This is a genomic window from Streptomyces africanus, from assembly GCF_030816955.1.
GTDB classification, from domain to species: domain Bacteria; phylum Actinomycetota; class Actinomycetes; order Streptomycetales; family Streptomycetaceae; genus Streptomyces; species Streptomyces africanus.
This window is the reverse complement of sequence record NZ_JAUSYP010000001.1, coordinates 7,852,568-7,878,376: the sequence shown is the minus strand read 5'-3', so window position 1 is coordinate 7,878,376 and position 25,809 is coordinate 7,852,568. Positions and strand designations below refer to the sequence as shown.

The window sequence follows — 25,809 nt, the reverse complement described above, 5'->3', positions numbered from 1 at the left end:
TACGTCACAGGGCCTGGGCGAGCCGGTGGTAAGCGGCGTTCCAGCGGATTTCCTTGGCGAGTTGTCCGGCAGTGGTGTTCTCGTCGATGGTCAGCAGTTCGACGCCGGTCATGGCGGCGAAGTCGGTCAGCGTCTCGGCGTCGACGGCGGAACTGAGCACGGTGTGGTGCGGAGCGCCTGCGAGCAGCCAGCTCTCGGCCGATTCCGCGAGTGAGGGGCGCGGCTTCCACACGGCCCGGGCGACGGGCAGGTGGGGCAGCGGCTGGCTGAGGGCGACGACGTCGACCTCGTTGGCGGTCAGCCGGAAGCGGTCGCCGAGGTCGGCCAGGCCGACGACGAGGGCGGGGCCGGGCGCCGCGTCGAAGACGAGGCGGACGGGGTCCTCACGGCCGCCGATGGACAGCGGGTGGATCTCGCAGCGCGGGCGCTCGGCGGCCACCGACGGGCAGACCTCCAGCATGTGCGCGCCGAGGATGCGGGGCGTGCCCGGTCCGAGGTGGTAGGTGTAGTCCTCCATGAAGGTGGAGCCGCCGGGCTGTCCCTGTCCCATGACCTTCATGACGCGCAGCAGCGCGGAGGTCTTCCAGTCGCCCTCGCCGCCGAATCCGTATCCGTCGGCCATCAGTCGCTGCACCGCCAGACCGGGCAGCTGACGCAGACCGCCGAGGTCCTCGAAGTTGGTGGTGAAGGCGGTGAAGCCACCCTCGGTGAGGAAGGTACGCAGGCCGAGCTCCTGGCGGGCGGCGTACCGCAGCGAGTCGTGGCGGATACCGTCGGGGCGCAGGGAGGGGACGACGTTGTAGGACTCGACGTACTCGGCGGCGAGTTCGGTCACGTCCTTGTCCTCGACGGCGTCGACCACGGCGACCAGGTCGTTGACACCGTAGGTGTTGACGGAGAAGCCGAACCGCATTTGGGCCTCGACCTTGTCGCCCTCGGTGACGGCGACGTCGCGCATGTTGTCGCCGAAGCGGGCCAGGCGCAGGGTGCGTGCCGCGTGGCGGCCGGCGGCGGCCCGCGACCAGGCGGCGATCCGCCCCACGACCCGGGGGTCGGTGGCGTGACCGGCGACGATCTTGCGGTCGATACCGAGCCGGGCCTCGATGTGGGCGAACTCGCGGTCGCCGTGGGCGGCCTGGTTGAGGTTCATGAAGTGCATGTCGATGCTCGACCAGGGCAGCGACAGGTTGTACTGGGTGTGCAGGTGCAGCACGGGCCGGTCGAGCGCGCTGAGTCCGGCGATCCACATCTTCGCCGGGGAGAAGGTGTGCATCCACACGATCACCCCCACGCAGTCGTCGGAGGCGGTGGCCTCCTGGCACAGCCGGCGGATCGCTTCGGCATCGGTGAGGACGGGCTTCCACACGATCCGCAGCGGGATCGGGTCGGCCGAGTCGAGTCTTTCGGCTATCTGCCGGGACTGGTGGGCGACCTGCTTCAGGACGTCGTCGCCGTACAGGCCCTGACTGCCGGTGAGAAACCAGATCTCCTGGCCGGCGGACGGCTTTTCGGGTGCGGTCATGACGGGGTTCCTTTCGAGTGGAGCGACTTGCGGGCAGGAGGGGCACGAGCGGTGGAGCCGCTCAGGCGGATGCCTCGGCTCGAATGCGGCGCAGGCGGTGCATGACGTCATTGGCGCCGCGGCCGAAGTAGTCGTGCAGGAGCCGGTACTCCTCGTACAGGCGGTCGTAGGCCGCCGCGCGGTCCGGGTCCGGCTGGTACGCGCCCCGGCCGGCCTTGCCCATGGACCGGGCAGCGGCCTGGATGTCGGGGTAGGCCCCGGCCGCCACCGCGGCGTGCATGGCCGCGCCGAGAGCGGGGCCCTGTGTGGAGCCGATGACGCCGAGGGGGCGGCGGGTGACGTCCGCGTAGATCTGCATCAGCAGCACGTTCTTCGTGAGTCCGCCGGCGATGATCAACTCGCGTACCGGTACGCCGGCCGTCTCGAAGGCCTCGATGATGATCCGGGTGCCGAAGGCGGTGGCCTCCAGCAGCGCCCGGTAGACGTCCTCCGGGCGGGTCGACAGCGTCAGGCCCACCACCACACCGCTCAGTTCGTGGTCGACCAGCACGGAGCGGTTGCCGCTGTGCCAGTCCAGGGCGATCAGGCCGTGTTCGCCGACCTTCTGCTCGGCGGCGAGTGCGGTGAGGTGCTCGTGCGCATCGCGCCCGAGTGCGGCGGCCGCTTCGGTGTACGCGGCGGGGAAGCCGGTGCGTACGAGCCAGGCGAAGATGTCGCCGACGCCGCTCTGACCGGCCTCGTAACCCCACAGGCCCGGCAGGATGCCGCCGTCGACGACACCGCACATGCCCGGCACCGCGCCCTGCTGGTCGGAGCTCATCACATGACAGGTCGACGTGCCCATGATGGCCACCATCTGCCCCGGTTCCACCGCCCCCGCAGCGGGCGCCGTGACATGGGCGTCGACGTTGCCCACGCACACCGCGATGCCCTCGGGCAGACCCGTCCAGGCCGCCGCCTCGGCCGTCAAGTGCCCGGCCTTCGCGCCCAACTCGCCGATCGGGTGCTCCAGTTTATCCGTCACGAAGTCGGCGAAGCCGGGGTTGAGTGATTCCAGGTAGGCACGGGAGGGATAGGCGCCGTCCTGGAACTGGCCTTTGTAACCGGCGGTGCAGGCATTGCGCAGGTAGGTGCCGCACAGCCGCCAGACGATCCAGTCCGCCGCTTCCACCCACCGCTCCGTGCGGTGGTAGATCTCGGGGTCCTCCTCCAGCACCTGCAGGGCCTTGGCGAACTCCCATTCCGAGGAGATCTTCCCGCCGTACCGCTCCAGCCACGCCTCCTTGCGCTCCGCGGCCAGTGCCGTGATCCGGTCGGCCTGCGGCTGGGCCGCGTGGTGGCGCCACAGCTTGACGTAGGCGTGTGGGCGGCCGGAGAGGCCGGGAAGCTCGCACAGCGGCGTGCCGTCCCCGAGCACCGGCAGCACCGTGCACGCGGTGAAGTCCGTGCCGATGCCGATGACCTGCTCCGGCCGCACACCGGCGGTCGCGAGCGCCGCCGGCACCGCGTGGCGCAGCACGTCGACGTAGTCCGACGGCACCTGGAGGGCCCAGTCCGGGGGCAGCCGGGTACCGTCCGGCAGCTCCCGGTCCAGGACCGCGTGCCGGTACTCGTGCTCGGCCGTCCCCAACTCCGCGCCGTCCCGCACGCGGACCACCACGGCTCGGCCGGACAGCGTCCCGAAGTCGACTCCTACGACGCAGGGTTCCGGGTTCCCGGCTGTCTCGTCTCCGGCGTTCACCATCAGCCTCCTCACTTTGCGGTATTCGATATATCGATCACTGTTCGGTCTTCTGGGGGCGCCGAGGCGGTGTCTGCGGCCGGATCGGCGGAGTCGACGGACGTGCTAGGCGCGGCTCCTGCCGAAGTAGCGGGCGCGCACCCGGTCGAGCAGGATGGCGACGCCGAGAACCGCTCCCTGGACCACCTGCTGGTCGTACGGGCTGACCTTGAGCGCGAGCAGGCCGTTGGTGATGAACTCCAGCAGGATCGCGCCGGCCGCGATGCCGGCGATGCGCCCCTCGCCGCCGGAGAGCGACATGCCCCCGACCACCGCGGCGGCGATCGCGGTCAGTTCCCAGCCGGCGCCGACCGAGGGGTCGGCCACGTTCATCCGGCCGATCACCATGATGCCGACCAGACCGGCCAGCGCGGCGCTGGCGACGTAGGTGGAGGTGATCCGGCGGGCGGTCGGGATGCCGGCCAGCCGGGCGGCTTCCTTGTTGCCGCCGACCGCGTAGATCTGGCGGCCGACGTAGGTGCGCTCCAGCACGAACCAGGCGATGGCGGCCGCTCCCACGAAGAACAGTGCGGGAACCGGCACTTGGCCGATGTAGTACTGGCTCAGGTTGCTGAACATCGGGTCCAGGTTGTTGATGGGCGAGCCGCTGGTGATCGCGAGCGCCAGGCCCTGGGCGACGGTGTAGGTGACCAGGGTGATCACGAAGGGCGGCACGTTCAGGCGGGTGACCATGACGCCGTGCCACAGGCCGACCCCACCGCAGATCACGAGCGTGAGCAGCATGGCGAGGGGCGCGGGCAGGCCCTCGTTCACGTTCATCCAGGCGGCCAGGATGCCGGCCAGACCGGCCAGCGCGCCCACCGAGAGGTCGATGCCACCGGTCAGGATGACCAGCGACTCGCCGATCGCCAGGATGCCGACCTGCGACAGGTCGCGGCCCATGACCTGCAGGTTGCCCACCGCGGTGTACGTGTCCGCGTTGGCCGCGATCCCGGCGAACACCAGCACGCAGGCGATGATCACGCCGGCCTCCGGGGAGGCGGCGAGCTTGCGGGCGAGGCTCGATATGGCCGGGCGGGAAGGCGGCGCGACCTCGTCGGGTGCGAGCGTGATCTGCGCGCTCATGCTGTGGCTCCGTTCGTCAGCTGTTCCTGGTCGGGCGCTGGCTGGATGAGGGGGGACGTGCCGGCCGCGGCCGTCATGATCCGTTCCTTGGTGGCATCGGCCCGGTCGAGGACCGTGACGACCCGCCCGTGGTTCATCACCGCGATGCGATGGCAGATCCACAGCAGCTCCTCCAGTTCGGAGGAGGCCACCACCAGCGCCATGCCCTGATCGGCCGCACGGTCGATCAGCTTGTAGATCTCCGCCTTGGCGCCCACGTCCACGCCGCGGGTCGGCTCGTCGAGCAGCAGCAGACGCGGCTGCGCGGCGAAGGCACGGCCGAAGATGGCGCGCTGCTGGTTGCCGCCGGACAGCGAGCCGATCGGCTGCTCCACCGACTGCATCCGCACGTTGACGTTCTCGGTGATCTTCCGTGCCTCGGCTCGTTCCCGTCCCGGGCCGAGCAGGCCCCGGGTACTGATCCGCTTGAGCACCGAGACGACGACGTTCGACCGGATGGACGCGAACAGCACCAGCGACTGCTCCTTGCGGTCCTCGGGGATCAGCGCGATCCCGGCCGCTACACCGTCACCCGCGCCCCGCGGCCGGTAGGGATCGCCGCCCAGCCGCATCCGGCCGCCCGTTGAGGGCTGCGCGCCGGCGATCGTGTGGACGAGGCGGCTGCGGCCCGACCCCATCAGTCCGGCCACGCCGAGGATCTCGCCCTCGCGCACCTCCAGGTCGACGGGGCCGATACCGTCCGCGGTCAGGCCCTCGACCTGCAGCAGGACCGGGCTCGCCGCCGGCGCCTTCGGCTCGCCCTGCGTGACCTCGCCGCCGACCATCTCCCGGATCAGCCGTTCCTCGGTGGCCTCGGCCGGTTCGAGGTCGGCGACCAGCCTGCCGTTGCGCAGCACCAGGACGCGGTCGCTGATGTCCCGCACCTCGTCAAGGCGGTGCCCGATGAACAGCACCGTGCCGCCGCGTTCGGCCAGTTGCCGGGCCAGGCCCAGCACCATCTCGGCCTCGACCGGGCCCAGGGAGGAGGTCGGCTCGTCAAGGATCAGCAGCTTGGGCTCGCGGCCCCAGGCCTTGGCGATCTCGATCATCTGCCGCGTCGGCACCGGAAGGGTGCGCACCTCCCGGCTCACCGCGATCGTCTCCGCGGACAGACCGATCTCCGTCAGCATCGCCTCGGCCTCGGCCCGCTGTGCGGCGCTGTCCACGAGGAACCGCCGCTTCGACTTCCGTGGACGGCGGCCCAGCAGCAGGTTCTCGGCCACCGAGAGTTGTCCGACCAGAGGGAACTCCTGGGAGACCATGGCGATACCGAGCTGTCCCGCGGCTTCGGTGGATCCCGCGACGAGGGGCTCGCCGTCGATCAGGATCTCGCCGCCGTCCCGGTGGACCGATCCGGCCAGTGTGCCCATCAGCGTGGACTTTCCGGCGCCGTTCTCGCCGACCACGCCGATCACCTGGCCGGCGTAGAGGTCGAGCTCCGGCAGGTCGAGGACGCGCACCGGCCCGTAGGACTTGTGTACTCCTCGAAGCCGCGCCGTGATCGCGCGGCCCGGGGTGCTCTTCGTGGCCGTCATGCTCAGCCGATCCCGAGCTTCGACTGGAGGGACTGGTACGCGCTCAGGTCGGACTTGGTGACCAGACCCACGCCGGAGCTCAGGGTCGAGCCGTCCTTCTCCAGGTAGGGCTTGACGATCGCCATCGTCTTGGTCTTGCCCAGCACCTTCTCCGCGGCCAGGATGTACGCCCCGGTGTAGCCCTGCTGGTACGGCATCTGCACCACGGTGCCGGAGATGACGCCGGACTTGATGAACTTCAGGGTCTGGGCGTCGGAGTCGTCCGACACGATGTGCACCGAAGACGTCTTGCCCGCAGAGGTCACCGCCTGCGCCAGCGCGGGGCCGTCGTAGGAGTAGACGCCGTAAAGCCCGTTGACGTCGGGGTTGTTGGCCAGGATGGTCTCGGCGTCGGAGGTCGCGGTGCTGGCCTGGAGGTTGTCGTTGACCTTCTGAGCGACCGTGATCTTGGTGCCCTTGAGCGCGGCCTCGAAGCCCGCGATCCGCTGGGTGGCGTTCGACGCGGTGAGCGAGCCGACCAGGATCGCCACCTTGCCCTTGCCGCCGAGCACCTGCTTCATCGCAGTGCCGGCCTGGAATCCGGCGGTGTAGTTGGGGGTACCGAGGTAGAGCGAGGCGGCGTCGGTGCCCGGCAGCGGCGAGTCGATCGCCAGGACGCCGATGCCCTTCTGGACGTCGGTGTGGATGGTGCCCGCGGCCGAGGTCGGGTCGATCGCCGAGATCGAGTAGCCGGTGACGCCCTGCGAGCGCAGGGTCTCCAGTTCCGAGTTCTGCTCGGTCAACTTGCCGTTGGCCGGGGCGAAGTACGTGCACTTGCTCTTCGGGATGCCGAGGTCGGAGCAGCCCTTGAGGAACCCGACCTGACCGGCCTTCCAGTAGTCGGCGGCCACATTCACGACCATCGCGATGTCGACCTTGGACAGGTCCTTGCCGGCCAGCGCCGACTTCAGCGCCGCGTCGAGCTTGGCCAGGTTCGTCTGGTTGAAGGTGACCGAACCGGCCAGCGCGACCGGGGCCGCGCTGGAGCCCGCGCTCGAGCCGGCCGAGTTGGAGGAGTCGGAGCCGCCCGCGTTCTTGGAGCAGCCGGCAGCGGTGAGTGAGATGAGCACGGCGGTCGCGGCGGCCACAGTGCGGGCTCGTCTGGTGCGAATCATTGGTGATCAGCGCCCTTCTAGGCGTGTCGGGGGGAGCCCACGGCCGGGAACGGATGTGGGCAACCAGGGATGACGGGATCGCGATCCCGTCCGCAGGCCCCGGCCGATGGGCATGCCGGTGCCTGGGAGGGGGCCGGGGGTAGTTGGGTGGTGGTTCCGCTCGGGGGCGGTAGGGGGCGCAGCGGGCAGTTGTCGGCGTGTGGGAGCCGACCGTGGGGGCCGTGTGCGCGACAACGAGGTAGGGGTGCCTGACGGCGAGTCAGGGCTTGAAGGCCGTCGGGTGGGCACCGTGGCCGGGGTGGAGCTGTCGCGACCGGCGGGCGTCGCGGAGCATCTCATGCGGCCGGCGCATCACGTCGCCGGTCGCAGGTCCCAAGTGATCTGAGGAGAAAGGCCGTTCGGGCTCCGGCACTCAGATGTGACGGGCCCCTGGCCTTCGGGGGCGTGGTGCCGCAGCCGGATCGTCGGCGCTCACCGAGTGGAAGCGGCCCACGGCGGAGTTCCCTTTCTCTGGGCAGGCGGGTGGTGTGACCGAGGCCTCGGTCAGGGGCTGGGGCGGGTCGCCGAGGTTCGCACCACCAAACTGGGCGGGATGACGATGTGGGGTGTCTCGTCGGCCGCCGGTATCCCGGCGTCGGGATCACCGACGATCTCGATCAGCGCGCGCAGGGCACGTCGGCCGAGTTCGTCGAAGTCCTGGCGGACGGTGGTCAGTGACGGGCCGAAGTACTCGGCCTCCGGCGTGTCGTCGAAACCGATGACGCTGATGTCCTCGGGCACCCGGTGCCCGGCCTGTTGCAGCGCCCGCAGCAGGCCGAGCGCCATGTGGTCGTTGGCGCAGAACACCGCGGTGACATCGGGGTCGGCGACGATCCGTTGACCGTGCTCATATCCGGTGCGGGCCGTCCAGTCACCGCCGACCAGCGGATCGGCCACCGCGGCGCCCCGCTTTTCCAGGGCGTTGCGCCATCCGGTCTCGCGCTCCTGCGCGTCGAGCCACGAACGCGGCCCGACCAGGTGGTGCACCGTGCGATGGCCGAGGTCGAGCAGGTAGTTGGTGGCGAGTTCGGCACCGGCCTCGTTGTCCACGGCGACCGAGGCCAGCGCGGTGTGGGTGCCGCAGCCGACCGCGACCAGGGGCACGTCCGGCGGTGCGTTCGCCAGTGCGCCGACCGCGGAGGTCTGCGGGGCGATGACGATGACTCCCTCGACACCCTGGTCCCGAAGCCTGTCGACGGCATCCAGCAGCGAACGCCGGTCGAGCGTGCCGACGGCGGCCACGGTGACGAAGTACTCGTGCTGCCGGGCCGCCTGTTCGATGCCGTAGAGCATGCAAGCCGGGCCGTACAGCGTGGTGTTGAAGCTGATCACACCCAGGGTGCGGGTGCGTCGGGTCGCCAGTGTGCGGGCGGCGGCGTTGGGGCGGTAGCCGAGTTCGCGGACCGCCGCGAGGACACGGTCCCGGGTGGCGGGCCGCACGTTCGGACGGTCGTTGAGGACCCTTGAGACGGTCTGGTGCGAGACGCCCGCGATCCGGGCCACGTCCGCCATCACCGGTGCACGATCCCCGTCCATGCTCTCCACCTCCTGACGCGCCATCACGTTCTGGATCGGGTGCGTTCTCCGGGTGGGAGCCGGCGCGCCGTGGGGAATTGTTAACGCACACATTCTGAAGGGGTCAATTGCTCCAGCCGCTCTCTTTCGAAATTCTTAACAGTGCTGTCATCCACCCTGTAGCCGCCTGACCTGCTCATCCGTCACCAGCAACGCGCTGCTGCGCCATGGCCGAGCGCCGGAACCAAAGGAATGCATGACCTTTGTTTCCATACTCTTGACTGTTCAACATGTGTTGCCTGCTGTTCACACCAGCGTAAAAAGATGGGGTCGCGAGACCGGTCGATCACCGCCGAGCCGTGCGAGAACGGCGCAGCTCGGCAGCAGTGCTCCGAAGAACAGCACGCAGCCCGGTCGTACCCGTCCCCGTAGAGCTCGGATGAGTGGCGGCATCCGAGGGTCCTGCTTGTTAGCGCTCACATTCCCCTGTCGGGCTGTCGGCGAGTCGCGTTCAGCGCCGGACTCCGCGGCCCGGCGGCAATCCCCCACGACGGAAGAGGTTCACAGTGATAGCCAGACATCTGAGAGGACTCCGGCTGAGGGTGGTGGGCGCGGTCCTCGCACTGCTCGCCGGCGTCCTGGCCGGGGCCATCGGCACCGCGGGGACGGCTCAGGCCGCTTCGTCCCTGCCGTGCGACATCTACGCCTCCGCAGGGACACCCTGCGCCGCGGCACACAGCACCACACGGGCGCTCTACACCGCCTACGACGGTCCTCTCTACCAGGTCAAACGCGCCTCGGACTCCGCCACCACCGACATCGGCGTACTCACCGCCGGCGGCTACGCCAACGCCGCGGCGCAGGACTCCTTCTGCGCCGGCACGACCTGTGTCATCACCAAGATCTACGACCAGAGCCCGAACCACAACGACCTGACCATCGAGGGACCGGGCGGCAACGGCGGACAGGACGTCGGTGCGATCGCCAACGCCCTGCCGGTCACGGTCGGCGGCCATGCGGCGTACGGCGTCTTCGTGTCGGCCGGCGTCGGTTACCGCGACAACAGCACCAGGGGCATCGCCACCGGCAGCTCTCCAGAGGGCGCGTACATGGTGACCAGCGGTCACCACGTGAACAACCGGTGCTGCTTCGACTACGGCAACGCCGAGACGTCCGGCAACGACACCGGCAACGGCCACATGGACGCGATCAACTTCGGCACCGAGTGCTGGTTCTCTCCCTGTTCGGGATCAGGGCCGTGGGTCCAGGCAGACCTGGAGAACGGTCTGTTCGCCGGCGGCAACGGCTCGAACACGAACAACAAGGGCAACTCCAGCGAGTACGTCACCGCCATGGAGAAGAACAACGGCACGACGACCTACGCCGTCAAGGGAGGCAACGCACAGTCGGGCTCCTTGACCACCTGGTACAACGGTGCCCTTCCCAATCTCGGCGGATACACCCCGATGCACATGGAGGGCGCCATCGTCCTCGGCACCGGCGGTGACGACAGCAACGGGTCCGACGGCTCCTTCTTCGAAGGCGTCATGACCTCCGGCTACCCGACCGACGCCGCCGACAACGCCGTACAGGCCAACATCACCTCTGTCGCCTACACCACCCCGGCCGCCGCCTTCCCCGCCGCCGGCACCGCCTACCGCCTGACCAACGTCAACAGCGGCAAGGTCCTCGACGCGGTGAACTGCGGTACTGCCAACGGAACCTCGGTCGACCAGTGGTCCTCGCTCGGCAACACCTGCCAGCAGTGGAAGTTCGCCGGCGCGGGCAACGGCCACTACACCATCACCAACGTCAACAGCGGCACCGTCCTGGACGACAAGAACTGCGGGCAGAGCAACGGCACCGCGGTCCAGCTGTGGGCCTCGCTCGGCAGCACCTGCCAGCAGTGGGACGTCACCAGGGTCGGCAGCCACTACACCATCACCAACGTCAACACCGGAATGGCGCTGGACGTCGCGAACTGCGGAACGGCCAACGGGACCGTGGTCCGCCAGTGGCAGCAGCTCGACAACACCTGCCAGCAGTGGAACATCGCGCCCTGACCGAACCGACCGGGTCACCGCCGGCGGCGGCGAGCACTGCGGCACCGAGGGCAGTACCGCCCGCCGCTCGCCGGCGGTGGAGGCCCGCACGGGTGGCGACCGTCGTGGGCCCGACCACGGACAGCGACCGGTGGCCATCGGTGCCAAGGCGTGCGATCACCACCGCCCGGATGCGGGCGGCACGCACCGCGGAACGGCAATCACTCCCCTTCCGTCATGGTCCTCCCCCGCCACACCCCACCCCGCAGTTGCCCTGACCGACTCGTCTCTCGCTAAGGAACGTCGCACATGTCTTCAGAAGCCGGGCTGCCCCGCAGGACCGTCCTCACAGCCGCCCTTGGCGCCACGTCCCTTGCCGGGACATTCGCCGCCTCCACTCCCGCCCGTGCCGCCGAGCGCTCCGGCGCGGCCGCGGACGCCCCTGCCGCGGACCTCCCCGCCGCAGCCGCGCACTGGACCTTCGACGAGGGCTCCGGCACCTCCGCCGCCGACTCTTCGGGCAACGCTCGCACCGCGGTCCTTCAGGGGGCGGCCACCTGGGACACCGGCAAGGCCGGCTCCCACTGCCTGAGCCTCACGGCCGGCGGCAACGCCGCGGCGTCCGGGCCGGCCCTCGACACCTCCAAGGCATTCTCGGTGGCCGCCTGGGTCAACCTCGCTCAGACGGGCGGCTACCAGACCGCTGTCAGCATCGACGGCAAGGTCGTCAGCTCCTTCTACCTGGGGCTGCGCGACGACACCGGCACCTTCGCCTTCGCCCGGCTGAACGGGGACGACACCGGAAACGCCGCCGTGGCGGCCGCCGCCTCAGCCCCCGCTCCCGGCGTCTGGACCCATCTGGTCGGCGTCAGCGACCCCTCAGCCGGCGTCACCCGCCTCTACGTCAACGGCGTGCTGGAAGGGGAAACCGCCTACACGGCAGGCTGGGCCGGCAGCGGCGACACCGCCATCGGCCGCGCGCTCTACGGCGGCGGGCACGTCGACCAGTGGCACGGCCTGATCGACGACGTGTGGATGTTCCCGTCCGTCCTCACCTCCGACCAGATCGCGGCGCTGGCCGGGGTGCCGGTGGAGACCACGACACCGCTGCTGAGCGTGGACGTCGCCAACCCCGCGCACGCCGTGTCCCCCATCCTTCCCGGCCTGATGTTCGAGGACATCAACCACTCGGGCGAGGGAGGAATCTACGCCGAACTGGTGCAGAACCGCTCGATGATGGCCAGCGACACCGCGCCGGTCCACTGGTCCGCCATCGGTGGGACGGCTCTCGCGCTCGACACCGCCGCTCCACTCAACGACGCGCTCAAGCGTTCCCTCAAGGTCGTGCTGCCGAGCAGCACCGGGGCCGGAAACCGGTCCGGGGTGGCCAATGACGGCTTCTGGGGCATACCGGTACGGCCCCGAACCACGTACACAGCCCGGCTGTTCGCCAAGGCATCGCGCCGGATCGGGCCCCTCACGGTGACCATCGAGTCGGCGGACGGCGCGACGGTGTACGCGTCCGCACACGTGCCCCACGTCGGCACCACGTTCGCCGACCGCCCTGTCGAGCTCACCCTGCGCACCGGTCCAGGCACCCCCGTGGTAGGTGACGCGAAGCTGACCGTTACCACCGCCGATCCCGCCGCCGCGGGCGAGACCCTCTGGCTCCAGCACGTCTCCCTCTTCCCACCCACCTACAACAACCGTCCCAACGGGCTGCGCATCGACCTGATGGAGAAACTGGTCGCCCTGAAGCCGAAGTTCCTGCGCTTCCCCGGCGGGAACTTCGTCGAGGGCAACACGATCGCCACTCGGTTCGACTGGAAGAACACCATCGGTCCGGTCTGGGAGCGTCCCGGCCACATGGACGACGCCTGGGGCTACTGGTCCACGGACGGGCTCGGGCTGCTGGAATACCTGGAATGGGTCGAGGACATGGACGCCCAGCCGGTCCTCGCCGTCTTCGCCGGCTACGCGCTGAACGGCGAACACGTGACCGGCGACGCGCTCAAGCCGTACGTCCAGGACGCACTCGACGAGATCGAGTACATCACCGGCCCCGTGACCAGCACCTGGGGCGCGAAGCGGGCCGCCGACGGACACCCGGAGCCGTTCCCGCTCGAGTTCGTGGAGATCGGCAACGAGGACTTCTTCGACCGCTCCGGATCGTACGAGGAACGGTATGCGGCCTTCCACGACGCGATCAAGGCGAAGTACCCGCAACTGAAGCTGATCGCCACGACGCCGGTGACGAGTCGCGAACCGGACCTGATCGACGAGCACTACTACCTCGCGCCGTCCGCCGCTCAGGCCGCCACCCACAAGTACGACAGCCGAGACCGCAACTCGACGAAGGTGTTCGTCGGGGAATGGGCCGCGCAGGAGGGCCGCCCCACACCCGACCTCAACGCCGCGCTGGGCGACGCCGCATGGCTGGCCGGGCTGATCCGCAACTCCGACCAGGTCCTCATGGAGTGCTACGCGCCGCTCTTCTCGCACGTCAAGAACAACGTCTGGGCGACCAACCTGATCGCCTACGACAACCTCACCAGCTACGTCTCACCCAGCTACTGGGCGCAGCACATGCTGACGAGCAGGCTGGGCAGCACAGTGCTGCCGGCCACCCCCCGTGCACTGCCGGCCGTCGCCACCGTCGCCACCCGCTCGGGGAGCCGCCTCTACCTCGCGGTCGTCAACTACGGGACGGAGAAAGTGAAGGTGCCGGTCGAACTGAAGGGGCTGGCCAAGGGGGTCGAGAGGAACGCCACCGCCACCGTCCTGACCGGACCCTCACGTACCACCACCAACACGCTGACCGAACCCAGCACTGTGGTGCCCAGGACCAGCACCGTCACCGGCGCCGCGGCCTCCTTCACCAGCACCCTGCCGCCGCTGTCCGTCACCGTCCTGGAGCTCACCCTGACCTGATCGCCGCTCCGGCAACGCGAAGCCTTCGCCCGGGAGCACGGCAGCGCTTCAGCTCCCCTGCTCCCGGGCTCCCTTCGCCGGTCGGCGAACGGAGCGTGTCCCCGGTGGCTCTGCGCTACATCGACATTCGGTAGATCAGCAAGCTGGGACGCCACCCTGCCTCATGCTGTCAGCTGTCGCCACGTGTTTCAGTCCTCACACTGACCCGTTGCACTCGTAGTCGGCCGCTCGCATACGCCACCCCTCGGCGCCGTACCACTGCATGATCCGACCGTCGTCGCCCTCCTGCCGGAGCCTTCCGTCAGTTCTCGCCGACGACGACCACCGCGTCCTGGACCGACCAGCGGCGCCGCTCCGCTTTGGGCGGGTTGATCCGCACGCCGTAGCCGGGACTCGTCGACGAGTCGTGGTACGACGCCTACCGCACCGGCCGCGCCGCCGGGGGCAGTGCGGGGGGGGTGTGGTCCTGGCCTCCTACAGCTGGGCGGACGACGCGCTGCGCTGGGACTCCCTGGACGACGAGGCACGGTACCCACACGCTCTGTGCGGTCTCCAGCAGGTCTACGGCCAGCGCATCGAGGTCTTCTACACGGGCGCGGGCCGCACGCAGAGCCGGCTGCGCGACCCCTACGCCTACGGGGAGGCGTCCGTGCTCCTGCCCGGGCAGCACACGGAGTTGCTGCCCGCCATCCCCGTGCGCGAAGGGCCGTTGCACTTCGCCGGGGACCACACGTCCGTCAAGCCGGCGTGGATCGAGGGAGCCGTGGAGTCCGCCGTGCGTGCCGCCTTGGAGATCCACACCGCGTGAGCCGCGCGGTCCGCTGAGCCACGGCGCACACGCAGGCCCCCGCCCCGACGGCGGGGCCATCAGCCTTACGTCGCGACCTCATCGCCGTCCGCTTCCGGCGTATCCGCCGTCGGTGTCAACGTCGGTCAACAGGAACTGCCACAGGATGACGAACTGCCGCAGGACGACGAGCTGCCGCAGGACGAGGAGCTACTGCAGGACGACGAGCTGCCGCCGGAACAGGAGGAGGAACCGCCGCAAGAACCGGACGGCGAGGGGTCACAGGCGTCACCCGCGGCGTACCAGGACGAACTGCTGGACGCCGTGCCAACGCCTCCTGCAGCTGATGCCGGACCCGTACCGCTGCTCGTCGGCCACGGCCCGTACCCCTGCCCACTCCACAGGCCGTACCCGGGCGCCTGCCGGCCCAGATCGTCCCAGGCACGCCGCCAAGCCCGACGCACGAGCCAGGCACACAGCACGGCCATCACCAGCACGGCGACAACCACCACGACCAAAGCGATCACGATCACTTCCCCCCGTCCACCGGGCCAGGCGCACCGGCTGTCCGGACCATGCCCCCTCCCGTGACGACTTCAATCTCCCCTTGAGCAAGCCAAGAGGTTCTCTCACCAGAGCCAGGTACTGAATGTCCGCTGCGTGCGGTGTGCATGCTGCGGCACGACTCACACTGATCCGTACCCGCCGCCCGACAGCACCCGCAGCGCCGACGTCACGGCATCGGCCATCGCCCGGCGCGCCGCGGTGAGGGCGGGCCGGGGGTCGACGGCCGCGGGCGCCGCGGCGAGGGTGTCGGACCGCGCCGGTGAAGGCGGCGTTCAGCGCCGTACCGATGTTGACCTTGACCATGCCGGCCGCCACCGCCTTCCGGAGCTCCCCGTCGGGCACGCCCGTCGAGCCGTGCAGAACCAGCGGTACGGGGACCGCCGCCGCGAGGCGGGCGATGAGACCGTGGTCCAGCCGGGCGGTGCGCGTGGTCATGGCGTGGGAGCTGCCGACCGCGACGGCCAGTGCGTCGACCCCGGTGGCGGACACGAAGTCGCGCGCCTGACCGGGGTCCGTACGCGCGGAGGCTGCGTGCACTCCGTCCTTGCCGCCGATCTCGCCGAGTTCCGCCTACACCCACGGACCCCGGGCATGCGCCCACTGCGCCGCCGCGCGCGTGGCGGCGACGTTCTCGGTGTGCGGCAGCGCGGACGCGTCGAACATGACGGATCCGAAGCCGCAGTCCGCTGCGCGGCGCAGCAGCTCTTCGTCGGTGACGTGGTCGAGGTGCAGCGCCACGGGAACGGCGGCCGCCTCGGCGAGCGCGGCGGTGGCGAGGGCTATCGGGGCGAGCCGGCTGCCGTGGAACCGCACGGCGTTCTCGCTGATCTGGCAGATGACCGGGCAGCCCGCGGCTTCCGCCCCGGTGACCACGGCCTCGGCGTGCTCCAGGGTGATCACGTTGAACGCGCCGACGGCCCGTCCGTCGCCGCACGCGGAGCTCACCACGTCGGCGGTGGGAGTCAGCGGCACGGACGGCCTCCTGTCGCGGGCGACAGAGGCAAGGTCTTGTGACACGTGCAGGGTTTTGTTCGTTTGAGCACCATAAAACACCCAATCAAGCGCCGTGGTTTCATGGAGATGCGCACATCGTGGCGCACATCACCGACAAGGAGTTGTGAGAGATGGCGGCACCGCAGGCCCGCTGGAGCGCGCTGCTGGAGATGCTGACGCGCGACGGACGGATCGAAGTCGAGCCGGCTGCCGAGGAGTTGGGGGTCTCCGCCGCGACGATCAGGCGCGACCTCGACGAGCTGGCCCGCCAGCAGATGGTCACCCGCACGCACGGCGGAGCCGTGATCAACGCCATCGCCTACGACCTGCCGCTGCGTTACAAGGCCGCGCGCAAGGCTCCGGAGAAGGAGCGGATCGCGGACGCGGCGGCCGGGCTGGTCAAGGCCGGCGCCGTGGTGGGGCTCAACGGCGGCACCACGACCACCGAGGTGGCGCGGGCGCTGGCCACCCGGTCCGACCTGAGTTCCGGCGGCGCGGAGACGGCGGTCACCGTGGTGACCAACGCCCTGAACATCGCCAACGAACTGGTCGTACGGCGTCACGTGAAGCTCGTGGTGACCGGCGGGGTGGCCAGGCCGGCGTCCTACGAGCTGATCGGGCCGCTGGCCACCGAACTGCTGGCGGAGATCGCGCTGGACCAGGTCTTCATCGGGGTGGATGCCATCGACGTGGCCCACGGGGCGACCGCCCACCACGAGGGGGAGGCCAGTATCAACCGGGCGCTGGCCCGCCGCGCGCAGCAGGTCGTCGCGGTCGCCGACTCCTCCAAGCTGGACCGGCGGGCCTTCGCCCGCATCTGCCCGGTGGAGGACATCGACGTCCTGGTGACCGACAAGGCCGCCTCGGACGAGCTGACCGAGGCGTTCACGGCGGCCGGTGTGGAGGTCATCCGCGCCTGACACCGCACGCGGCTTCCCTGGCGGCTCCGATGCGCGTCCCGGTGTCATCCCCGGACGCCGCCCGCGGTCAGGCCGGCGACGAGGTGGCGCTCCACGAAGGCGAACAGCACCACCACGGGAACGATCGCGACGAGCGACGTGGCGAACAGGTACTGCCATTGCTCGTGGTACGAGGTGACGAAGCCGGGAATCGCCTTGGTCAGGGTCATCCGGTCACCGGACGAGGTGATGGTGAGCGCCACCACGTACTCGTTCCACGCGCTGATGAAGGTGTAGACGAGCGCGGTCACCACACCGGGCATCGCGAGGGGCAGGACGACACGGGTGAGGGAGCCGAGCCGCCCGGTGCCGTCGAGCCAGGCCGCCTCCTCCAGTTCCCGGGGGATGCTCGCGAAGTACGCGTTGAGGATCCACACGCAGAACGGCAGGTTGAACGCCGCGCTCACCAGGATGAGGCCCTCGGCGGTGTCGGTCAGGTCGAGGCTGACCATCTCCCGGTAGATGCCGACCAGCAGCGCGGTCGGAGCGAACATCTGGGTGACGAGTACGAGCAGCAGGAAGGCGCCGCGCCCGCGGAAGCGGTGCCGGGCGGTGTAGTACGCGGCGGGCATCCCGACCGCCAGGGCCAGCAGTGTCGAGGCCCCGGCGACGTACAGCGAGAACATCAGCGCGTCCGCGACGCGCGGGTCGGTGAGCGACCAGATGTGCGTGAAGTTCGACCACTCCCATGCGGAGGGCAGATAGGACGGCGGGGACTTCATCAGTTCGGGCGTCGGTTTGAGCGCCGTCAGCAGCATCTCCGCGTAGGGCGCGAGAAACACCACCGCCACCAGCCATCCGACGGCGGTGAGCAGGACGGTGCGCAGCTTCATCGGTCCTCGCCGCCTCCTGGGCGGAGCGGCTTCGCGGGACATGACGGCGGTCCTGCTCACGGGGTGTCCTCCTGTCGGCGGACGACGCGCAGATAGACCAGCACCACAGCCAGGATCAACCCGAAGTTGACGACGGCCATGGCGGCCGACTCCCCCACCGACTGGTTGTCGAAGGCGAGTTTGTACAGGTAGGCGGTGGTCGTGTCGGTGGCGAAACCGGGGCCGCCGCGCGTCATGGCCCAGATGATGGGGAACGAGAGCAGCCGGTTGATCACGCCGTAGAAGTTGTTGAGCATCCAGCGCCAGATGAGTGCCGTCATCAGCACGGACGAGGCCCAGGGCACGATCAGCGCCCACCGCACCAGCCGGCGCCCGGGGAACCGGGAGTTCAGCAGTTGGGTCAGGCCGAGGGAGACCACGATCGTGACGGTGACGACCCCGACGACCCACACGAGGGTGCGCAGCAGCACTCCGGGCAGGTCGCCCTCGGCGAACAGGTCGGTGTAGTTGCGGACTCCGGCGAACCCCTGGGACAGACCCGTGGAACTCACCCGCGTCAGGGACGTACGGATCATCTCGACGACGGGCCAGACGACCATGGTCAGGATGAGGGCTGTCGCGGGACCGAGCCACAACAGGGGCTCCAGCGCGCGCCATGTCCTGCGGCCGCGGCGCGGCGAGGGCGGGCTCGTCCGCCGCACAGGACGTCGAGGTCTTCATGACCGCGGCCAACGGCTGGACCGACGGACGGGGCATCGCCACGTTCGACGGATTCACGGTGGTCTGATGTCGCAGTGGCCGTAGCCAGGACCTGCCGTTATCCGGAGAGGACGTCCCCCGTTTCCTGGGCGCGGGACAGCAGGCGGTACTGCGCGCTGCCGGCCAGCAGTTCGTCGTGGGTGCCCGTGGCGACGACGCGGCCCGCGTCGAGGACGATGATCAGATCCGCGGCGCGGATCGTCGACATGCGGTGGGCGATCACCAGCAGCGTGCACTCGTCCGCGGTCTCCCGGATCGACCTGCGGAGCGCCACCTCGCTGACCGCGTCCAGATGGGCGGTCGGCTCGTCCAGCAGGAGCAGGCGTGGCCGGGTCAGCAGGGCACGGGCGATCGCGATCCGCTGGCGCTCGCCACCGGAGAGCGCCATGCCGTGCTCGCCGGCGGCGGTGTCGAGGCCCCGCGGAAGGCGGTCGACCAGGTCCGTCAGGTGCGCCAGCTCGACCACTCGGTCCAGCTCGTCCGGTCCGGCGTCCGGGACGGCGTAGGTCAGGTTCTCCCGCAGCGTGCCGTACAGCACCGGGGAATGCTGCTCCACCAGGCCGACCCGGCCCCGGTGGTCGGCCCGGCCGAGCGCCCGTATGTCACGGCCGTCGAAGAGGATCCGGCCGTGATCCGGGTCGTAGAACCGCTCGATGAGGGCGAAGACGGTGGACTTTCCTACGCCTGAGTCGCCGATCAGGGCGACATGGGAGTGCTCCGGCACCTCGAAGCTCACGCCGCGCAGGACCGGGCGCTGCGGTTGATAGCCGAACCAGACGTCCCGGAACTCCAGCACGGGTGCCCTCGGCCGTCCGCCGCTGCCGCTCGCGAGGGACGGCTCCGAAGCCCCGGGTTCGGACACCGTGTCCTGTTCTGTGGGCAGCGTCAGCACTTCCCTGACCCTGCGGTACGCGCCCGTGCCCTGCTCCATGGTGCTGAGGGACTGGAACAGCGTGCCGATCGGCTCCACCAGATAGATCATGTACAGCAGGAAGGCGGCGAGATCGGCGATCGATCCCTGCCGGTCGGCGACCCGCATGCCGCCGATGAGCAGGACGACGATGAACGACCCCTTGACGGCCAGCTGGATCGCCGGCGACACCACCGCATCCAGCTTGGCCATCCGCACGCTGCCCTCGTATGCCGCGTTCGCGCCGACCGCTATCCGGTCGGACTCGCGCTGCTCCGCGCGGCTGGCCCGGACGGTGCGGATGGCACCGAGCGCGCGCTCCAGGTCCGCGGTCATCGCGCCCGTCGCCCGCTGGGTGGACAGTGACGCGACCTCGATGCCGCGCAGCACCGAGGCGACGATCACGGTGGCGATGGCCACCATGGCCAGTACGAGCAGGAACATCAGCCAGTCGAGCCAGATCATCAGCGCCACGACGCCGATCAGCCCGATGGCCCCGGTCACCGCCTCGGTGAAGCCCTCGGCGACGAGCAGCCGCAGGGTCGTGCTGTCGGTGCTGGTGCGTGAGATCAGATCGCCGATGCGGTGGCGGTCGTAGACGGCCATCGGCAGCCGCAGCACATGCTTGATCAGACCGAGCCGGACCCCCAGAACGATGCCTTCGCCCGTGCGGGACAGGACGAACTGGGCGAGTCCCTGGACCAGTGCCTGGGCGACGAAGAGCACGACGAGCAGCGTCAGCACGTACCCGATCGCGCCGCCGGACTGGGTCGTCTCGATCACCTGCTTGACCAGCAGCGGCTGGGCCAGGCTCAGCGCCGAGGCGCCCAGCGTCAGCAGCACGGCGAGGGCGATCCACCGGCGGTGTCCGTGCAGCAGGTGCAGGACGCCCCGTAGGCCGACCCGGTCCTGCTCGTTCGTCTCATCCGTCGCTGGGGACTTCATGGATCACGGACTCACGGCTGAGGGGATCAGGAGCGCAGGGCACGGTGAACAGGGGGCGGAAGTAGTCGGGCGGGTGGCCCTCACCCACCGGCACGCCCTCCGCCTCCACCCAGGCGTGCGCACCGAAGGGCGCCAGCCGCCGTGCCCCCACGCACCAGGTGGGCCACTGCCCGTGCAGGCGGCACAGCAGGATCGTGGCGAGGGAGCGGGGCAGACACCCTTCCCGTCCCGCGCACGCCAGACTGACCGCGACGACGGTCCTGATGCGCCGGGGGTGCCGGCGGGCCAGGAGCCGCGCGGCGCCCACGGCGAGCCGGACCTGCGCCCGGCGCGGCAGGGGCACCGAGCGCGGGTCGTGGACGATGACCTCCGGCGAAGTCATCGGCTCTTCTTCCCCTGCTGTCGGCCGCGCAGGTGCGGCCATCGGGCGTGTACCCGGCCGCGGCGCACCTGCCGTACCGATGGGGCCGACGCGGTGTTCCCGGTGCTCTCTTCGGCCAGTCCCGCCGCGTGCAGTCCGCCGACCAGCTCCCGGACGTCCCGGTGCGCGGTGTCGAGGTCCACGGAGTACTCCTCGGTGAGCGTCCGTGCGGCGTCGGCTTCCGTGCCGCCGTCCAAGAGCTTCCGCAGGGCGAGGGCGGCGCTGGGATTGAGCGTCCAGTACTGGTCGTGGTCCTCGTCGAGCAGTGCGATTCCGTAGTCGGTCTCGGCCGTGAACACGCTCTCACGCAGCTTGAATGTCATCGGCCCTCTCCATTCAGCCCGGAGCGGGGGTGGTGGCGGTGTCCAGCGTGCGCAGCCACATCTCGCACGCCACGGTCTGGTACAGCGCGTCGAACGGCAGGGTCGGCGGCAGGGGGCGACTGGACATCTCGCGCAGCACGTTCGCGTCGATCAGGCCGAGGCGGGCCAGCCGGGAGTCCTCGCACAAGGCCAGCAACTCGGCGCGCTGCTCCCGCATCCCCATCTCCGCCTCGTAGGAACCCTCGTCCTTGGTGTGGCGGGTCAGGCTCTCGGCAGGGACGATCCCGCGCATCGCCTCGACGATGAGCGGCTTGTACCGCCAGGGGGTGATCCTGTCCTGCGGCCGTACGGCCAGGCCCGCTTCGATCACGCGGTCGTCGTAGTAGGGGGCGGTGAGGGTGAGCCCGGCGCGGGCGGCCATCTGGCCCACCTGCCGGACCATGCGGGAATTCGCTCCCATGGCTTCCAGCTCGACGTGCAGTCCCCGCCTCGGTGCCAGTGGTTCGGTGGTACGGGCCGCGGTGCGGATCAGCTCTCGTGCGGCGTCGACGGCGTCCGGCGTCGCCCATGGGGGCAGCCGCGGCGGTGTCCCCCAGTCCAGCGCGGGCGTCTCGAGGGGGGGGCGGTACGGCGGTCAGCTCGTCACCGGCTCGCACGAGCCACTGCCGGTAGTCGCTGGTGTCCCACAACTGCCGGAGCGTTTCCCGGTACGGCCACGGGCCCTGGGCGGCGAACCCGCGCACGCGCTGCCACGCGGTCCTGGGCCGGGTGCGCATCAGCGTGTGCAGGTGGGCCGGGGAACCGGCGAGCAGCTCGTCCCCGCCGAAACCCGTCAGGTGCAGCCGCGAGCCGCGTGCCCCGGCCAGCCGCGGAATGAGCAGGCACCGGCTGGGGTGCATCGCGGCCGGGCACGGCTCGTCGAAGCGGTCGTCCAGGTCCTGCAGGCCCTCGTACACCATCGGCAGCCGCTCCCCGGCGATGACGTGGTGTTCGACGTCGCCCAGTCCGGCAATGGTCCGGCGAGCCCAGGTCACGTCGTCGCAGAGAGGGTCGAGACCGTCGGCGGTGTAGGCGATGACCTTCGCCCCGCCACGGGCGGCCAGGGCGCATACCGACGTCGAGTCCAGCCCGCCCAGATCGCAGCTCACCAGGTCTCGGCCCCGGGTGCGGACCTCCACCGCGGCGGACAACGCCTCCCGCAACGCCGACGCGCCCTCGGCCATCGGTACCACCGGATCGGGAGGCGCCCACCACGCGACGGTCCGTCCCCGGCCGTCGGCGTCGAGCGCCAGGCAGTGGCCGGTCTCCAGAGCGCTCACCCCATGCCACACCGGCAGGGCTGCCAGCGGGTGCGGCGCGCACGGATTCAGCAGTCGGGCCGCCAGCCGTTGCTCGTCGACTTCAGCGTCGAGCAGGGCGGCGAGTACGTCGGCCCGGTCCGCGGCCACCGTGGTGTCACCGATCCTGGCGTGGAACACCCGTCGAAGGCCGCTGACGCTCCCCTGGACACGCACGCGTCCGGTGACCGAGGCGACCAGATAAGAACTGCCCGTCATTTCGCGGGCCAGTTCATCGAGGTCGGCGATCGTGCGGATCCGGCCGGCCGCTGTGGTGAGCCGGTCGGCGGTGACGGCGTGTTCACCGAGGACCGCGATCTTCACCTGGCCTGCCACACCGACGGCCATGGCACGGGCAGACCAGTCGCCGAGCAGCCAGGGCCGACCCGATGGGTGGCTGACCTCTTGTACCGCCCGGCTGCGGAGTGCGCCGCCGGCCCGGGCCGCCGAAGCGCAGTCCGGAAGGACGACGAACCAGCCCGGCCGCTCGCCGGAATCAGGAAAATCAGCCATGCCCGGCGTCCTTCCTGGAGGACCTGCCGTCCGGTGATCACAGAATCTGGGCGGCGGGACCCGCGTCCCACCGCCACAACGGGGTGCTCGGGCGAGAGGGGAGGCTCAGAAGAACCTCCTGCGGAAGAACCAGAACCGTTCCGGTCCATCCCTGAAGCCGATACCGGTCTTGCGGAAAGTGCCAGCCGCGGTCAGCGTCGGGCGCTCGTAAGTGCGCATGTCGTTACACCTCCTCTCAACTGTCCGGAGCTCGTTTGGAGAGTTCAGAGGTGTGATCCTCGACGTGCGTCCACGATGTCGGATCTCTTTCCACAATAGACGCTCACGTTGCCCATCGCCTGGCTCGGCACATCGCGAACTATTGTTTCCCATTCAATATTTGAAACGGAGAGTCGCGTGACCGTGACAGCGCCCGGTCGGTCACCAACTCCTGACGAGGACCTGCGCGTTGCGCCGCGGGTCCAGCGACTCGGCCCAGGCCCGCGGCGCCAGGCGCGCGGCCGTGGGCGTGAAGCCGTAGCGGAGGAACAGCCCGCCACCGCCGGTGGTCGCCGTGAACAGGGCGGAGAGCGTCCGGGCGCGGGCCGTGGCCAGCACGGCACGCAGCAGCCGGCCTCCCAGTCCGCTGCCCTGCCGGTGCCGGGCCACGCAGAAGTTGTAGAGAACGCCCGCGGGACCGCGGCTCCCCTCTGCGTCGGCCGCGTGGACGCGCAGGGCCAGGCAGCCCTCCAAGGTGCCGTCGGGTCCCTCGGCCACGAGGAAGTCGGCCGCGTGGGCGGCGTAGAGCGAGACGGGGCGCGGCCGTAACGCCCCCGAGTGCACGAAGGGTCGGGACAGGGCCGCGAGTGCGGCGGCGTCCTCCGGGCGGGCGGGGCGTACGACCGAGGTCGCCGTGAGAGGAGCACACGGCAGCGGCGGTGCCGTGGACGGCTCAGCCGTGTTCACGGCGTCCCTGCCCCGCTTCCGGATCCGCCGTCGCGTCGATCGCGGCCGTCGACGTATGTCGCCACGACCTCGATGTCGCCGATGCGGGAGGTGTCGACGCGCCACGGGTCGTCGCCGAGCACCACCAGGTCGGCGCGCTTGCCCGGGGAGAGGCTGCCTGCGCTGTCCGCCCAGTGGCAGGCGTAGGCACCGGCGACGGTGTAGGCGCGCACCGCCTCGTCCACGGTGATGCCCTCGTCCGGGCCGATCACCCGGCCGGACTCGGAGGCGCGTTCGACCATGAACTGAACGGCCCGCAGCGGGGATCCGTCGGTGACCGGCCGGTCCGAGCTGCCGACGAGGGTGATGCCGTGGTCCAGGAATCCCTTGCCCCGGTACAGCCACGGCGCGCGCTCCTCGCCCATGATCGCCGCGTAGTCGTCGCCGAAGTAGCGCAGGAAGTTGGGCTGGACGACGGCGCTCACGCCGAGTTGCGCCATGCGCGAGAGCTGGTCGGGGCGGATGAGGCCCGCGTGTTCGATGCGGTGCCGGACGCCGTGGCGCGGACGGAGGCGCTGGGCCCGTTCCAGGGCGTCCAGGGCGACGTCGGCCGCGCGGTCGCCGATCGCGTGCACGGCGAGCTGCCAGCCGGCGAGGTGGCCGGCCACGATCGTCTCGGTGAGCGTCTCCGGGTCGTCCTGCAACTGGCCGGTGTGGTCCAGCCCTTCGTACGGACCGCTCAGCGCGGCGGTACGGGCCATCATGCCGCCGTCGGTGTAGACCTTCAGGGCGCCGACGGAGAGCCAGTCGTCGCCGAGGCCTGTGCGCAGGCCGAGGTCGAGGGCCCTGGGAATGCCGTCGGCCTCGTGTGCGGCGACGGGCCGCAGCCGGTCGGCGGCGACCATGAGCTGCACCCGTAGCGGCAACAGGCCCTTTTCACGGGCGAGTTGGTAGGCACCGAGTTCGACGGGGCTGTGCCCGAACAGGGCACCTCCGATGCCTGCCTCGGCGCAGGCGGTGACGCCTTCGGCGACGCAGGTCCGGGCGGCGCGTCCGATCGCCTCGGCGAGTTCCTCCTGGGAGTACGGCAGGCGCAGGGCGCGGGCGGCGCCCATCGCGCCCTCGGCGAGGAAGCCGTTCTCGTGGGGGACATCGGCGGGGAGCAGGTCCAGGACGGCGGTGTTGACGACGCAGCCGTGTCCGGAGTCGTGCAGCACGAACACCTTGCGTCCGTGGCTCACCCGGTCCAGTTCGGCGGCGGTCAGATGACGGCCCAGGGCCCGCTGGTCGTAGCCGGCGATGCTGACCCAGGCGTCGGGCGAGGCCGTGCGGCGGACGGCTTCCGCCACGACGGCGAGCGCGTCGTCGATCCGCGTGCGGCCCGCGATGCTCGGCGTGTTCTGCTTGAACCCGGTCCAGGCCAGATGCACATGGGCGTCGATGAACCCGGGCAGCACGGTGGCACCCTGAAGGTCGGTCACCTCCCGTGCGGGCAGCGAGGTCACGGCCTCGTCCAGGCCGACGATCCGGCCCCGCCAGATGCCCAGGTCGTGGGCGACGGGGTGGGCCGGGTCCATGGTGACGAAGCGGGCGTTCGTCAGTCTGGTGCAGAGCATCGGGCGTCAGGCGTCGAGGGACTCGGCGAGGGAACGGGGGCGCAGGTCCGTCCAGTTGGCCTCGACGTACTCCAGGCAGGCCTCTCGGGTGTTCTCCTCGAAGGCGATCGTCCAGCCCCCGGGCACGTCCGCGAAGGACGGCCAGAGCGAGTGCTGGCCCTCGTCGTTCACGAGGACGAGGAAACGGCCGTCGGCGTCGTCGAAGGGGTTGGTGCTCATGTGCCGGTGCCTCCTATGAAAATTAGGTTAGGCTCGCCTAATCGCAAGTGAGCTTAGCCT

The 25,809-nt window shown here is 70.2% G+C and carries 19 protein-coding genes and 3 pseudogenes; 5 read left to right on the top strand and 17 right to left on the bottom strand.

The window, feature by feature from the left end; translation table 11 throughout:
* Positions 1-4: 4 nt before the first annotated feature.
* The 6 genes from araA to QF034_RS36055 all read right to left on the bottom strand — a co-directional run bounded on the left by araA (position 5) and on the right by QF034_RS36055 (position 8,691).
* Positions 5-1,522, bottom strand: a complete 1,518-nt coding sequence (gene araA / locus QF034_RS36080) for an L-arabinose isomerase (protein ID WP_307178858.1) — start codon at positions 1,520-1,522, stop codon at positions 5-7.
* A 61-nt stretch (positions 1,523-1,583) separates the two neighbouring features.
* Positions 1,584-3,266: a ribulokinase gene (gene araB / locus QF034_RS36075; RefSeq protein ID WP_307178857.1), complete on the bottom strand. Its 1,683-nt coding sequence runs from the start codon at positions 3,264-3,266 to the stop codon at positions 1,584-1,586.
* 102 nt (positions 3,267-3,368) lie between these two features.
* Complete coding sequence (locus QF034_RS36070; protein ID WP_307178856.1) at positions 3,369-4,388, bottom strand: ABC transporter permease; 1,020 nt, start codon at positions 4,386-4,388, stop codon at positions 3,369-3,371.
* The gene (locus QF034_RS36065; RefSeq protein ID WP_307178855.1) at positions 4,385-5,962 is read right to left on the bottom strand and encodes a sugar ABC transporter ATP-binding protein; all 1,578 of its coding nucleotides are present in this window, start codon (positions 5,960-5,962) and stop codon (positions 4,385-4,387) included. Before QF034_RS36065 ends, QF034_RS36070 begins: the two co-directional genes overlap by 4 nt.
* 2 nt (positions 5,963-5,964) lie before the next feature.
* Positions 5,965-7,089 (bottom strand): substrate-binding domain-containing protein, encoded by a 1,125-nt coding sequence (locus QF034_RS36060; protein WP_307178854.1) that lies wholly within the window; start codon positions 7,087-7,089, stop codon positions 5,965-5,967.
* A 570-nt stretch (positions 7,090-7,659) separates the two neighbouring features.
* Positions 7,660-8,691 carry a substrate-binding domain-containing protein gene (locus tag QF034_RS36055; RefSeq protein ID WP_307178853.1) on the bottom strand — a complete coding sequence of 344 codons (1,032 nt, stop codon included), beginning with the start codon at positions 8,689-8,691 and terminating at the stop codon, positions 7,660-7,662.
* A gap of 545 nt (positions 8,692-9,236) precedes the next feature.
* On the opposite strand from QF034_RS36055, the gene QF034_RS36050 reads away from it, so the two are divergent.
* From QF034_RS36050 to QF034_RS36040, 3 genes and pseudogenes are all read left to right on the top strand, one after another.
* On the top strand, positions 9,237-10,733 hold the full coding sequence (locus tag QF034_RS36050) for an arabinofuranosidase catalytic domain-containing protein (protein WP_370880909.1): 1,497 nt from the start codon (positions 9,237-9,239) through the stop codon (positions 10,731-10,733).
* A 288-nt stretch (positions 10,734-11,021) separates the two neighbouring features.
* Positions 11,022-13,643, top strand: a complete 2,622-nt coding sequence (locus QF034_RS36045) for an alpha-L-arabinofuranosidase family protein (RefSeq protein ID WP_307178852.1) — start codon at positions 11,022-11,024, stop codon at positions 13,641-13,643.
* A 454-nt stretch (positions 13,644-14,097) separates the two neighbouring features.
* Positions 14,098-14,451 (top strand): annotated as a pseudogene (locus tag QF034_RS36040) (flavin monoamine oxidase family protein); the annotation flags it as partial.
* Between the two features lie 665 nt (positions 14,452-15,116).
* Here QF034_RS36040 and QF034_RS36035 read toward each other — a convergent pair.
* Positions 15,117-15,969 (bottom strand): annotated as a pseudogene (locus tag QF034_RS36035) (class II fructose-bisphosphate aldolase).
* A 152-nt stretch (positions 15,970-16,121) separates the two neighbouring features.
* On the opposite strand from QF034_RS36035, the gene QF034_RS36030 reads away from it, so the two are divergent.
* On the top strand, positions 16,122-16,910 hold the full coding sequence (locus QF034_RS36030) for a DeoR/GlpR family DNA-binding transcription regulator (RefSeq protein ID WP_307178851.1): 789 nt from the start codon (positions 16,122-16,124) through the stop codon (positions 16,908-16,910).
* A 44-nt stretch (positions 16,911-16,954) separates the two neighbouring features.
* Here QF034_RS36030 and QF034_RS36025 read toward each other — a convergent pair whose 3' ends face one another.
* Together QF034_RS36025 and QF034_RS36020 are read right to left on the bottom strand one after the other, a co-directional pair.
* Positions 16,955-17,842 (bottom strand): carbohydrate ABC transporter permease, encoded by an 888-nt coding sequence (locus tag QF034_RS36025; protein ID WP_307178850.1) that lies wholly within the window; start codon positions 17,840-17,842, stop codon positions 16,955-16,957.
* On the bottom strand, positions 17,839-18,417 hold the full coding sequence (locus QF034_RS36020) for a carbohydrate ABC transporter permease (RefSeq protein WP_307178849.1): 579 nt from the start codon (positions 18,415-18,417) through the stop codon (positions 17,839-17,841). Before QF034_RS36020 ends, QF034_RS36025 begins: the two co-directional genes overlap by 4 nt.
* A gap of 20 nt (positions 18,418-18,437) precedes the next feature.
* Here QF034_RS36020 and QF034_RS36015 point away from each other — a divergent pair, with 20 nt between their 5' ends.
* Positions 18,438-18,569, top strand: a complete 132-nt coding sequence (locus tag QF034_RS36015) for a hypothetical protein (protein WP_307178848.1) — start codon at positions 18,438-18,440, stop codon at positions 18,567-18,569.
* Positions 18,570-18,599: 30 nt separating this feature from the next.
* Here the strand turns inward: QF034_RS36015 and QF034_RS36010 are convergent, their stop codons facing one another.
* The 8 genes and pseudogenes from QF034_RS36010 to QF034_RS35975 form a co-directional block, all read right to left on the bottom strand.
* Positions 18,600-20,396, bottom strand: coding sequence for an ABC transporter ATP-binding protein (locus QF034_RS36010; protein WP_307178847.1), 1,797 nt, complete (start codon positions 20,394-20,396; stop codon positions 18,600-18,602).
* Positions 20,374-20,778, bottom strand: a complete 405-nt coding sequence (locus QF034_RS36005; RefSeq protein ID WP_307178846.1) for a lasso peptide biosynthesis B2 protein — start codon at positions 20,776-20,778, stop codon at positions 20,374-20,376. Before QF034_RS36005 ends, QF034_RS36010 begins: the two co-directional genes overlap by 23 nt.
* Positions 20,775-21,140, bottom strand: a complete 366-nt coding sequence (locus QF034_RS36000; protein WP_307178845.1) for a lasso peptide biosynthesis PqqD family chaperone — start codon at positions 21,138-21,140, stop codon at positions 20,775-20,777. Before QF034_RS36000 ends, QF034_RS36005 begins: the two co-directional genes overlap by 4 nt.
* A gap of 13 nt (positions 21,141-21,153) precedes the next feature.
* Positions 21,154-22,990 (bottom strand): annotated as a pseudogene (locus tag QF034_RS35995) (lasso peptide isopeptide bond-forming cyclase).
* A gap of 105 nt (positions 22,991-23,095) precedes the next feature.
* A complete protein-coding gene (locus tag QF034_RS35990; protein WP_307178844.1) occupies positions 23,096-23,209 on the bottom strand; it encodes a keywimysin-related RiPP in 114 nt (37 codons plus the stop codon).
* Between the two features lie 201 nt (positions 23,210-23,410).
* Positions 23,411-23,935 carry a GNAT family N-acetyltransferase gene (locus QF034_RS35985; protein ID WP_370880908.1) on the bottom strand — a complete coding sequence of 175 codons (525 nt, stop codon included), beginning with the start codon at positions 23,933-23,935 and terminating at the stop codon, positions 23,411-23,413.
* Positions 23,932-25,530: an amidohydrolase gene (locus QF034_RS35980; protein ID WP_307178843.1), complete on the bottom strand. Its 1,599-nt coding sequence runs from the start codon at positions 25,528-25,530 to the stop codon at positions 23,932-23,934. The genes QF034_RS35985 and QF034_RS35980 overlap by 4 nt, the downstream gene beginning before the upstream one ends.
* Before the next feature lie 6 nt (positions 25,531-25,536).
* Positions 25,537-25,749 carry an MbtH family protein gene (locus QF034_RS35975; protein WP_086558994.1) on the bottom strand — a complete coding sequence of 71 codons (213 nt, stop codon included), beginning with the start codon at positions 25,747-25,749 and terminating at the stop codon, positions 25,537-25,539.
* Positions 25,750-25,809: the final 60 nt, after the last annotated feature.

Bases quoted from the DNA above. Each gene is read 5' to 3' on its own strand.
- araA (WP_307178858.1), bottom strand. From the start codon at position 1,522: ATGACCGCACCCGAAAAGCCGTCCGCCGGCCAGGAGATCTGGTTTCTC.
- araB (WP_307178857.1), bottom strand. From the start codon at position 3,266: ATGGTGAACGCCGGAGACGAGACAGCCGGGAACCCGGAACCCTGCGTC.
- QF034_RS36070 (WP_307178856.1), bottom strand. From the start codon at position 4,388: ATGAGCGCGCAGATCACGCTCGCACCCGACGAGGTCGCGCCGCCTTCC.
- QF034_RS36065 (WP_307178855.1), bottom strand. From the start codon at position 5,962: ATGACGGCCACGAAGAGCACCCCGGGCCGCGCGATCACGGCGCGGCTT.
- QF034_RS36055 (WP_307178853.1), bottom strand. From the start codon at position 8,691: ATGGACGGGGATCGTGCACCGGTGATGGCGGACGTGGCCCGGATCGCG.
- QF034_RS36045 (WP_307178852.1), top strand. From the start codon at position 11,022: ATGTCTTCAGAAGCCGGGCTGCCCCGCAGGACCGTCCTCACAGCCGCC.
- QF034_RS36030 (WP_307178851.1), top strand. From the start codon at position 16,122: ATGGCGGCACCGCAGGCCCGCTGGAGCGCGCTGCTGGAGATGCTGACG.
- QF034_RS36015 (WP_307178848.1), top strand. From the start codon at position 18,438: ATGTCCTGCGGCCGCGGCGCGGCGAGGGCGGGCTCGTCCGCCGCACAG.
- QF034_RS36010 (WP_307178847.1), bottom strand. From the start codon at position 20,396: ATGAAGTCCCCAGCGACGGATGAGACGAACGAGCAGGACCGGGTCGGC.
- QF034_RS36005 (WP_307178846.1), bottom strand. From the start codon at position 20,778: ATGACTTCGCCGGAGGTCATCGTCCACGACCCGCGCTCGGTGCCCCTG.
- QF034_RS36000 (WP_307178845.1), bottom strand. From the start codon at position 21,140: ATGACATTCAAGCTGCGTGAGAGCGTGTTCACGGCCGAGACCGACTAC.
- QF034_RS35990 (WP_307178844.1), bottom strand. From the start codon at position 23,209: ATGCGCACTTACGAGCGCCCGACGCTGACCGCGGCTGGCACTTTCCGC.
- QF034_RS35980 (WP_307178843.1), bottom strand. From the start codon at position 25,530: ATGCTCTGCACCAGACTGACGAACGCCCGCTTCGTCACCATGGACCCG.
- QF034_RS35975 (WP_086558994.1), bottom strand. From the start codon at position 25,749: ATGAGCACCAACCCCTTCGACGACGCCGACGGCCGTTTCCTCGTCCTC.